The sequence below is a fragment of the Methylobacterium sp. WL18 genome, assembly GCF_008040015.1.
GTDB lineage: Bacteria > Pseudomonadota > Alphaproteobacteria > Rhizobiales > Beijerinckiaceae > Methylobacterium > Methylobacterium mesophilicum.
This window is the reverse complement of sequence record NZ_VRVD01000780.1, coordinates 1-1,947: the sequence shown is the minus strand read 5'-3', so window position 1 is coordinate 1,947 and position 1,947 is coordinate 1. Positions and strand designations below refer to the sequence as shown.

Annotated in this window: 3 protein-coding genes; 1 reads left to right on the top strand and 2 read right to left on the bottom strand. The window is 71.0% G+C overall.

The genetic code is table 11. The features are described from left to right. Positions 1–144 precede the first annotated feature (144 nt). Positions 145–624 carry a peroxiredoxin gene (locus FV228_RS28205; RefSeq protein WP_147857512.1) on the bottom strand — a complete coding sequence of 160 codons (480 nt, stop codon included), beginning with the start codon at positions 622–624 and terminating at the stop codon, positions 145–147. 102 nt (positions 625–726) lie between these two features. Further along, entirely contained in the window at positions 727–1,005 is a 279-nt protein-coding gene (locus FV228_RS28200; protein ID WP_147857511.1) for a hypothetical protein, read from the bottom strand. 172 nt (positions 1,006–1,177) lie between these two features. On the opposite strand from FV228_RS28200, the gene FV228_RS28195 reads away from it, so the two are divergent. After that, positions 1,178–1,798, top strand: a complete 621-nt coding sequence (locus FV228_RS28195; RefSeq protein WP_147857510.1) for a YqgE/AlgH family protein — start codon at positions 1,178–1,180, stop codon at positions 1,796–1,798. The last annotated feature ends 149 nt before the right edge of the window (positions 1,799–1,947 follow it).

The window sequence follows — 1,947 nt, the reverse complement described above, 5'->3', positions numbered from 1 at the left end:
TGCCGGCTTCACCCCGGCGGCGCGCCCCCGGGGGGCGGCGACCGGCGTGCTGCTCCTGCACCACGACGCGCTGGACGACATCGACCTCGCCAGCGCGTACCGGAGCTGACGCGGGATGGGTACGGGGCGCGAAGCCCCGATGGCCTAGAGGACCTTGAGCAGCGCCTCGGCGCCGGACGCCTCGGCCTTCGAGGGGGTCTCCTCGACGTTGAGGATCTTCACCACGCCGTCCTCGACCAGCATCGAGTAGCGCTTGGAGCGGATCCCGAGGCCGAAGCCGGTGCCGTCCATCTCCAGGCCGATGGCCTTGGCGAAGTCGGCATTGCCGTCGGCCAGGAATTCCAGGCCCTCGGCGCCGCTGGCCTTCGACCACGCGTCCATCACGAACACGTCGTTGACGCTGGTGACCGCGATGGCGTCGACGCCGCGGGCCGTGATCTCGTCCTTCTTGGAAACGAAGCCGGGCAGGTGGTTGCGGTGGCAGCTCGGCGTGAAGGCGCCCGGCACGCCGATCAGCACCACGCGACGGCCCTTGAACACGTCGTCTGTGGTGCGGGCGAGCGGGCCCTCGGGGCCGGTCACGCGGAAGGTCGTCTGGGGCAGGTGGTCGCCGACCTGAATCATCGCGGGTCCCTCGTTGCTGCACGCTCGGATCGCGCGCTGGACAATCGCGGCTGACCTAGCGTGGCGGCCCGCGCCTGTCGAGGACGGAGGCGGCGGAGCTCGTCACGCTCCGAGCAGCTTGATGAAGGCGGCGCCCGCCCCGAAGAAGGCCGCGCCCGCGGCCATGCCCGAGAGCGCGACCTGCCAGGGCGCCAGCGCCCGGTCGCGGCCGAGCTTGGCCGCCTCGGCCGACATCTTGAGCTGCTCTGTGGCCAGCTTGGCCGCCTCGGCCATCAGCTTGCGCTGCTCGGCGACGAACTTGCCCGTCTCCTCCTGCGCCCGCTGGATCTGGGCGCGCTGTGCTTCGATGTCGAAGGCAGCCGGGGATGCAGCGTCCGCCATGGGACACCTCCTTCTCGCGGCCAGGTCAGGCCCATGCAAAGGCCAATGCCCGGGGGCGAGGATATATAGCGATCCGCCCGCAGATTCGACAGCGCCTTTCCAGCCGGGTGGGGCCGGGGCGACGCGCGCTTTGTCCGCTGGACAAGGCGAGGGGGCCGCGTAGCATACGCGCATGTCGAACCCAGCGTCGCCCGTGCAGTCCGCGCTCACCGGCCCGAGCTTCCTCGACGGACAATTCCTCGTGGCGATGCCCGGGATGGCCGACGAGCGCTTCGCCCGCTCGGTGATCTACGTCTGCGCCCATTCGGCCGACGGCGCGATGGGCATCATCGTCAACAAGGCGGCGACCGACATCAGCATGCCGGACCTGCTGGTCCAGCTCGACGTCGCCCCGGAGGCGGACGCGATCCGGCTGCGCGAACGGGTCGGCCACATGCCGGTGCTGATGGGCGGCCCGGTGGAGGGTCGGCGCGGCTTCGTGCTGCACACCGACGACTTCCACATCCAGCAATCGACGCTGATCATCGACGACGGCATCTGCCTGACCGCCACGGTCGAGATCCTGCGCGCCATCGCGAGCGGCGAGGGCCCGGCCAGCGCCGTGCTGGCGCTCGGCTATGCCGGCTGGCAGGCGGGGCAGCTCGAGAGCGAGATCATGGCCAATGGCTGGCTCAACTGCCCGGCCGACCCGGCGCTGATCTTCGACGCCGACCTCGACGCCAAGTACGAATTGGCCCTGCGGGCCAACGGCATCGACCCGGCCATGCTGTCGATGACCGCCGGGCGGGCCTGAAGCATCGTCCCGAACGGTGGTCGCCGGCTTTCGGGGCAGGACGATGCTCTGACGGACCGCTATTCCGGCGGCATCTCGCCGGCGGTGTCCGGGTTCACCCCGTCGACGGCCGGCTCCGCGGCGGGCCTGGGCCGGGACCGGCGCGGGGC